The organism is Bacillus sp. AFS059628 (genome assembly GCF_002571225.1).
In the GTDB taxonomy this organism is placed as follows: Bacteria; Bacillota; Bacilli; order Bacillales; family Bacillaceae_G; genus Bacillus_A.
The window spans coordinates 1-8427 of the sequence record NZ_NVEC01000120.1 but is presented as its reverse complement, the minus strand read 5'-3'; the positions used below and the strand labels follow the sequence as shown (position 1 = coordinate 8427).

Below are 8427 nucleotides of genomic sequence, written 5' to 3'. Positions count from 1 at the left end.
AATGAAAATTGCTTTTATTATTTTGAATTTTTTAAAAAATATGTTAAAATTTAGTCTTGGTTTTAAGGAGATAAGGGGGAATATACATGCAAATACTACTAATACGCCACGGAGAATCAGAAGCTGATATCTTAAACGTACATGAAGGACGAGCTGACTTTGAATTAACAGAAAAGGGAAGGCAGCAAGTGCAAAGGCTTGTACGGAAGGTGAAAGAGGATTTTCCGCCAGATTTCATTTGGGCAAGTACATTAAAACGTGCTCGTGAAACGGGTGAAACATTAGCGGAAGGAATTGGGTGTCCAATTCAATTAGAAGAGGAATTAATGGAGTTCAATAATGGAGTGCAAGCAGGTCTTTCATTTGAAGAAGCAAAGAAATATCCCGAGCCAAAGTTTCTTCATGATCGATTTGAAAACGGAGAGTCATTTATTGAGTTTCGAATGAGAATAGAAGGAATCTTTTCTAAAATCGTAACAGAGAATACATATGAGCGAATTGCAATTGTTGCACATGGTGGTGTAATAAATAGTCTATTACGTGCGTTTTTCAAAATGCCGATTTCAATGGATTATTATTTTAAAATGGGAGATACGGGAATCAGCTTACTTGAAATGAATGGCGGACAAAAAACGGTACATTTCATTAATGATACGAATCATTTGGACGAGATGTAAAGACCTATGTACAAGATAGTGTTTTTTGATGTTGATGGAACGCTTTTAAGTGAGATTGATAGAAGTATGCACGAAAGTACAAAGGAAGCGATACAAAGATTAATAGATAAAGGGATTCACGTAGTTGTTACAACAGGGAGACCATATAGCTTATGCGCGCAATTTAAAGAGATGGGCATACATACAATTATTTCAGCAAATGGTGCGCATATTAAGTGTGGAGAAACCGTTATACATAAATCGGTAATTTCAAGTGAAATCGTTCATGATATCTCAGAGTTTGCAGAATTACATGGTCACAGTATTTCTTATTTTACTGAAGGTTTTGCAATGAACGGAATAGCTTCAAATAATGAGCGTGTAATACAAGCGCTTAGCGAGACGTTACATTTAAAGGAGTACCCTGAAAAAAGCAAGGATTTGTCTAAAGAGATTTATTGTTTATGTCTGTATGCGGATGAAATGGAATCTCAAAAATTTATTGAAAAGTATCCAATGCTTATATTCGAACGTTTTCATGGTTATGTCATAAATGTATTGGAAAATAGTAAAGTATCGAAGCTAACTGCAATTCAAAAAGTATTGGAGCATTTAAATACTTGTAAATCAGAAGCGGTTGCTTTTGGTGACGGTAGAAATGATATTGAGATGTTGCAGTATGTAGGATTAGGAATTGCGATGGGGAATGCTGGAGAAGAGTTAAAAACAAGAGCTGATTTCGTTACAAAGAAGGCGAGTGAAGGTGGTATTTTATTTGCCTTAGAGAAGTTTCGTGTCGTCTAACATACCTTTATTGAAATAAAGGTATGTTAGGATCTTTCATATGCTCACATAATAAAATATGAATTTGCCCACGATGATGATAAAAGTGTGCAACAATTTCCAGCAACCATTCAAAGTGTGAATAAGAAATACCCCAATAAGCAGTCTTCATTTCCGCTAATTGTTCATTGGAATAGGATAAAAAAGTTTTAGAAAGTAAATCGTAGCCCTGTATCATCGTTTGCTGCATTTGCGTAATTGTTTCGGGTGTTTGCTCTTTATAGAAAGTATGTAGTTGTTTTTCTGTAATACCATTTAAAATAAGTAGATCTGCATGGCAAATAAGAGAAAGATGTGCACACATTTCAAATACAGATCGCTTTGCGTGAATGGGTTGTATTTTTAAATCGGCATCATTATATTGGTTAAGCATTTGAATAGAAGTATCAACAGCAACTTTAAGTTGATGTAAGGCAGATTGAACAACCATTGTAATTCTCCTCTTCTCCGTATATAATAGTTTCTTGAGGGTATTATATCATACTCAAAATTCCGAAAATTCTAGTAGTTTGACTAGCATATTGAAAAGTATTATATTGTAAAAGGTCATATGAAACGTGAAATAGAATGGAATGCAATTATTGAGTTAGGAGTTAGACCAATGAGTTTGAAATATGGAAGAGATACAATTGTTGAAGTTGACTTAAATGCAGTAAAACATAATGTAAAAGAATTTAAAAAACGTGTGAATGATGAAAATATTGCAATGATGGCTGCTGTAAAAGCGAATGGCTATGGTCATGGGGCAGTTGAAGTTGCAAAAGCTGCTATTGAAGCAGGAATAAATCAGCTTGCAGTTGCATTTGTAGATGAAGCGATAGAGTTAAGAGAAGCAGGAATTAACGTGCCGATTTTAATTTTAGGCTATACATCAGTAGCAGCTGCGGAAGAGGCAATTCAATATGACGTTATGATGACTGTTTATAGAAGTGAAGATTTACAAGGTATAAATGAAATCGCAAACCGTCTTCAAAAGAAAGCGCAAATTCAGGTGAAAATTGATACAGGAATGAGTCGCATTGGTTTACAGGAAGAAGAGGTTAAACCATTTTTAGAAGAATTAAAACGTATGGAGTATGTAGAGGTAGTAGGAATGTTTACACATTACTCTACGGCAGATGAAATCGATAAATCATATACGAATATGCAAACAAGTTTATTTGAGAAAGCTGTCAATACAGCAAAAGAATTAGGAATTCATATTCCATATATTCATAGTTCAAATAGTGCAGGTTCAATGGAACTTAGCAATACATTTCAAAATATGGTTCGTGTAGGTATCGGAATTTATGGAATGTATCCTTCAAAAGAGGTAGATCATTCAGTTGTTTCGTTACAGCCTGCGTTGTCGTTAAAATCAAAAGTAGCTCACATTAAACATGCGAAGAAGAATCGCGGTGTAAGTTATGGGAATACGTATGTAACGACTGGTGAAGAATGGATTGCAACTGTACCAATTGGCTATGCTGATGGCTATAATCGTCAGTTATCTAATAAAGGACACGCATTAATAAATGGAGTTCGAGTACCGGTTATTGGCCGTGTTTGTATGGATCAGCTCATGTTAGACGTTTCAAAAGCAATGCCCGTACAAGTAGGAGACGAAGTAGTATTCTACGGTAAACAAGGTGAAGAAGAAATTGCGGTAGAAGAAGTAGCGGATATGTTAGGTACAATTAACTATGAAGTTACATGTATGTTAGACAGAAGAATCCCGCGAGTGTATAAAGAAAATAATGAAACGGCTGCTATTGTAAATATACTAAGAAAAAACTGAATCGTTATGATTCAGTTTTTTTATTTTTGACAAATGAAAAACGCTCTATTTGTACCGTGTATTTGAATGTTCTTAAAACCAACGGATTCCAACGAACATATTATTTCTTCATTGGAATAACAAGCTTCTTCAAAAGAAAAGTCACTTCTTGTCCAATTATTATCTATGTCATGCTGAAATAGTATAAAGTTCATTTCTGCTTTTTTATTTTCTTTATCATATGTAGAATCAATTGTACAAACATATTCTTCCGCTGAAATATGAAAAGAAGCAATCCAATTTTCAAGAAACCCTTTCTCCATATTCATATCAAATACGAATGTACCTTCGCTATGTAATACGGAGTAAACATTACGAAAAACATTTTTTAATTCTTCTAATTTTAAAATATGGTTTAAGCTATCGCCAGTAGAGATAACATAGTGAAATTGCTCATTTATATTAAAATAACGAGCATCATCGACGATAAAGGTTGCGTCTGGCGCGTTTTGACGTGCGTATTCAATCATTTGGGTAGAACCATCTATACCAGTTACTACAAAAGTATTATCAATTAATTTCTTAGTAAAGTGACCAGTCCCGCAGCAAAGATCTAAAATATGAGAATGTGGTGTTGCATATTGTAAAACGAGTTTTTCAAAAAGTAGATAGGAGTGTTCAGCATAATGCCCCCAATGTTTATTATAAATGGATGCGAAAATATCATAATCAGAATATATTAGTTTTTTAGACACATGCATTCACCTCAAAATTCATTACATTATAGTAGTCATGCTTCGCTTTCATTTCAAAACCACATTGTGTATATAGTTGTAAAGCATGGTTATTTTTCGTTTCGACGTCTAATTCAATTGTTGAAGCTCCTTCTGTAATAAGGGTATGTACCATATAACTAAGAATATCTTTTCCGTATCCTTTACCTTGATATGAAGGATGGACGGCGAATCCTGATAGTATAGTAGATTGCTCTTGTTTAGAAACTGTAATGGTTCCTATCACTGTTTCGTCGATAAGAGCACTATATACTTGATGAGAAGGTGAATTCATCATTTTTTGTAACCATATAGAGGTATTTTCTACTGAATCTCCAAAGGCTTGACTGGAAAGGTCAATAAGATCAAGAAGTGATTCTGAAGATGCAAGAGTGAGCTGTATAGTATTCTTTGTTGGTTTTTGCACTTCTTTTGCTTGGAACTCCATACTATATTCACTATATAAATAAGATAACTTCATATGCTTTGCAAATTCTTTCCCAGAAGCAGAATCCCCATTCATAATAAGAAGTACTTCATCTACCTCTCTTTTTCGTATTTCTTTCATTGCAGTTTGTAAAAGAGTGGTGCCTATATGTTGTTTCCTATAGTTTGGGTGAACAAACCCTATTAACTCCAGTTTTGTCGGTCTTTCAAAGTCATACATACTTAATGCACCAATTAATTGAGTATCGTCATAGAGTAAAAAATCATGTATCTCTTCTTTATTACGAGCAGTTAAAAAGTTTACATGTAAATCTGAAGAGTAATCAATTTGATCGTATTGTCCGCAAAAATGAGCTAAATCTTTCATTTGCTGAATTTCGTTCGCTGTTAAAGATTGTTTTTGTTCAATATTCATTTCATAATCCCTCTCATTCTTATTTAAAAATAGGATGGGTGACTTAGCCACTTTTCTAACTCTACACTGCCCTGAACAGATAATAACCGGTACAAATATCGATAGGGACGTCTACATTCTGCAAGATGAGGAATGGGCATAACGGTTTCGTAGCCTTGTTTAAAAGCACGAGCTTCTTTTTCTGTAAGCACATATTCTAAGCCAATAAAATCAAACTCCCGGGGAGCAACTGCGTAAGCTTCTGTATCTACTAAACCTGTAATAGTTGTACCATCTGATAAAAACTGAGTAGGGTCCATATCAATTAAAACGAGCGTTGATTCCTTTGGTGTTGGTAAGGAAGAAAGTTGTGATTCGAAAGTAGGAAATGCATTTTGTATGCTTTCATTATCGGAATAAAACATATTTACAAGCTCATTACTGACTTTTAATATGTGAGACTTAAATTCTTCTAGTGGAACTTGGAAAGTACATGATGAATTTCCTATATAATCGGCATTACATTTATGTATTTCTGCAAGCCCTTTTCCGAGATTGATTAAAACAGCATCTGGTTGTCCGATAAAAGATTGAACTGTATTACCTGTTAACTTTTCGACCACAACGAATTCACGGCCATTTAAAATATGTTTTTCTAATATTGTTGGGATGGGTAGATTCGTATATTCTTGTAGCAATGTATGAACTGTTTCTAAATGATGGACATTCCTTGGATCGATTCCAAAAAGATTTTTGCATCCCCACCAAAAATCATTATTTGGTTCTTCATTCATTTTAGAAGAACGAACGATGACTTCAGCATCTTCTGTTCGGACGAGAAACACATCGCTTGCATGGTCTTCATAGCCTGGGTGTAAAGCTTGAACAGATAAAATAGGTGAAGTGAATAGTTGTTGTAGCATGAAGTCACTCCTTTTTCTGTAAATTCTATAAATTCATTATATAACAGAATATGTTCCAAGTGGATAATGATAGGAATAACATTGAACTTACATACATTCATGGTGAGAAATCAGTGTGTAAATTATATTTTTCTAATTTTGTGTGAATTATCAAAATAATTTTCTGTTAATAAATCTATAAAAATACCCGAATGTAAATCTCTTATTTTTCAGTAAATGAAGAGTTAAGTGTTCTTTTATGAGAGTTATAATATAGGTTATGAAAAATATTTCTCAATAATAAAATGAAGAGAAAAATGTGAAGAAATAGAATAGATTCCTTTATAATAGTTTTAAATTAATTAATATAATTAATTATTAATAATATTAGATAGGAGAGAATATGATGGCAAACGTACTCGTAATAAATTTCCCTGGAGAAGGTCATATAAATCCGACTTTAGCTATTGTAAGTGAGTTAATTCGGCGAGGGGAGACAGTTGTTTCGTATTGTATTGAAGATTATAGAAAGAAGGTTGAAGCAACAGGTGCACAATTCCGAGTGTTTGAGAATTTCCTCTCTCAAATTAATATTATGGAGCGAGTAAATGAAGGTGGGAGTCCTTTGACGATGCTGTCTCATATGATGGAAGCATCAGAACGTATTGTTACTCAAATTGTAGAAGAAACAAAAGGGGAAAAGTACGATTATTTGATATATGATAATCATTTTCCAGTAGGACGTATTATAGCCAATGTTTTAAAATTACCTAGCGTTTCTTCTTGTACAACGTTTGCTTTTAATCAGTACATTACTTTTAACGATGAACATGAATCAAGAAAAGTAGATGAAATGAATCCATTGTATCAATCTTGTTTAGCGGGAATGGAAAAATGGAACCAACAGTATGGAATGAAATGTAATAGTATGTATGATATTATGAACCACCCTGGTGATATTACGATTGTATATACTTCAAAGGAATATCAGCCGCGTTCAGATGTATTCGATGAATCGTATAAGTTTGTCGGCCCATCAATTGCTACGCGTAAAGAAGTAGGCAGCTTTCCTATGGAAGATTTAAAAGATAAAAAATTGATTTTCATTTCTATGGGAACAGTTTTTAATGAACAACCTGAGCTATATGAAAAATGTTTTGAAGCGTTTAAAGATGTAGAAGCGACAGTCATATTAGTTGTTGGTAAAAAGATAAATATAAGTCAATTTGAAAATATTCCAAATAACTTTAGGTTGTTTAATTATGTGCCGCAATTAGAACTATTACAGTATGCTGATGTATTCGTGACACACGGTGGTATGAATAGTTCAAGTGAAGCGCTATATTACGGTGTCCCATTAGTTGTAATTCCGGTAACAGGAGATCAGCCTTTAGTTGCGAAACGAGTGAGTGAAGTAGGAGCTGGAATAAGGCTTAATCGTAAAGAATTAACTTCTGAATCGTTACGTGAAGCTGTAGAGAAAGTAATGTATGATGTCACGTTTAAGGAAAATAGTCGTAAAGTTGGAGAGTCACTTCGAAATGCTGGTGGGTATAATAGGGCAGTTGATGAAATCTTAAAAATGAAAATGAATTCATACTCAAAACTTAAATAAATGTTTGGAGCACACTTACTGTAATATGTAAGTGTGTTTCTATAAATAAATTACATAAAAAATCACTGTAAAGGTGAAACTTTTGTGTATATAAACTCATATCTTTGAATTAGTAGTAAAATTACGTTAAAATAATACTAAGAAAATATATAAGTTTTGGGGGTAATGGATGAAAAGAGTATTTGAATACATATTATTAACGATTGGATCGATTATTGTAGCAGGTTCATTAGAGCTTATTTTAGCTCCTAATGGATTAGTAGATGGCGGGGTAACGGCTATTGCTATTATGGCAAATAAGGTTGCTGGATTGCCGCTTTACGGAGTGTTCTTAGGAATTAATATCCCGATTTTATTATTTACTGCAAAAGTAATGGGAAAGAAGTTCTTTATCCGTACATCCTATGCAAACGTTGTTACAACACTCGGATTAATCTATTTAAAACCATTTCCAGCAATTACAACTTCTGAATTGTTAATTGTTCTTTATGGAGGAGTCCTATTTGGTGTTGGTGTAGGGATTGTAGTGAAAATGGGCGGAGCAATAGATGGGTCAGAAATGTTAGCAGTTTGGATGAACAAACATTTTAAAGTGCCGATTAGTACATTTTTACTTGCTGTAAATGCAGTTATTTTCACATTTGTAGCGATTTTATTTTCAATCGAACAAGCGATGTTCTCATTAGCAATTTTCTATATTGTTACGAAGATGATTGATTTCATATTAGATGGTATTAATCAAGGTAAGAGCGTCATGATTATTTCTGGCAAGAATAAAGAAATAGGCGATTTACTTATGAAAGAATTGCAATTATCCGTTACGTATCTACATGGAGAAGGTGGTTTTTTAGGGGAACATAAGAGAATCATTTATTGTATTACAAACCGTTTCATTTATCCAAAAATGAAAGATCTCGTTCTCTCTGTAGATCCAACCGCTATAATTGAAGCTTCCTATTCAACAGAAACAACAGGTGTTAAGCGTCCGGGAAGGGCAGCGAGATCAGAAAAATAGTGAATGAAAGAGGTTGTCCCAAAAGT

General features: G+C 33.7%; 9 protein-coding genes. 5 read left to right on the top strand and 4 right to left on the bottom strand.

Annotated elements, in window-relative coordinates:
• Positions 1-86 precede the first annotated feature (86 nt).
• Both COL05_RS29465 and COL05_RS29460 read left to right on the top strand, forming a co-directional pair.
• A complete protein-coding gene (locus tag COL05_RS29465) occupies positions 87-677 on the top strand; it encodes a histidine phosphatase family protein (RefSeq protein WP_098671184.1) in 591 nt (196 codons plus the stop codon).
• Positions 678-683: 6 nt separating this feature from the next.
• Entirely contained in the window at positions 684-1460 is a 777-nt protein-coding gene (locus COL05_RS29460; protein ID WP_098671183.1) for a Cof-type HAD-IIB family hydrolase, read from the top strand.
• A 7-nt stretch (positions 1461-1467) separates the two neighbouring features.
• Here the strand turns inward: COL05_RS29460 and COL05_RS29455 are convergent, their stop codons facing one another.
• A complete protein-coding gene (locus COL05_RS29455; RefSeq protein WP_098671182.1) occupies positions 1468-1929 on the bottom strand; it encodes a DinB family protein in 462 nt (153 codons plus the stop codon).
• A gap of 171 nt (positions 1930-2100) precedes the next feature.
• On the opposite strand from COL05_RS29455, the gene alr reads away from it, so the two are divergent.
• Positions 2101-3276: an alanine racemase gene (gene alr, locus COL05_RS29450; protein WP_098671185.1), complete on the top strand. Its 1176-nt coding sequence runs from the start codon at positions 2101-2103 to the stop codon at positions 3274-3276.
• 20 nt (positions 3277-3296) lie between these two features.
• Here the strand turns inward: alr and COL05_RS29445 are convergent, their stop codons facing one another.
• From COL05_RS29445 to COL05_RS29435, 3 genes are read right to left on the bottom strand one after another with little or no spacing between them, the layout of a single operon-like run.
• On the bottom strand, positions 3297-4010 hold the full coding sequence (locus COL05_RS29445) for a class I SAM-dependent methyltransferase (RefSeq protein ID WP_098671181.1): 714 nt from the start codon (positions 4008-4010) through the stop codon (positions 3297-3299).
• A complete protein-coding gene (locus COL05_RS29440) occupies positions 4003-4890 on the bottom strand; it encodes a GNAT family N-acetyltransferase (RefSeq protein ID WP_098671180.1) in 888 nt (295 codons plus the stop codon). The genes COL05_RS29445 and COL05_RS29440 overlap by 8 nt, the downstream gene beginning before the upstream one ends.
• A gap of 23 nt (positions 4891-4913) precedes the next feature.
• Positions 4914-5792, bottom strand: a complete 879-nt coding sequence (locus COL05_RS29435; RefSeq protein ID WP_098671179.1) for an aminoglycoside phosphotransferase/kinase family protein — start codon at positions 5790-5792, stop codon at positions 4914-4916.
• 385 nt (positions 5793-6177) lie between these two features.
• On the opposite strand from COL05_RS29435, the gene COL05_RS29430 reads away from it, so the two are divergent.
• Together COL05_RS29430 and COL05_RS29425 are read left to right on the top strand one after the other, a co-directional pair.
• Entirely contained in the window at positions 6178-7386 is a 1209-nt protein-coding gene (locus COL05_RS29430; RefSeq protein ID WP_098671178.1) for a macrolide family glycosyltransferase, read from the top strand.
• Positions 7387-7555: 169 nt separating this feature from the next.
• The gene (locus COL05_RS29425) at positions 7556-8401 is read left to right on the top strand and encodes a YitT family protein (protein WP_098671177.1); all 846 of its coding nucleotides are present in this window, start codon (positions 7556-7558) and stop codon (positions 8399-8401) included.
• Positions 8402-8427 lie beyond the last annotated feature (26 nt).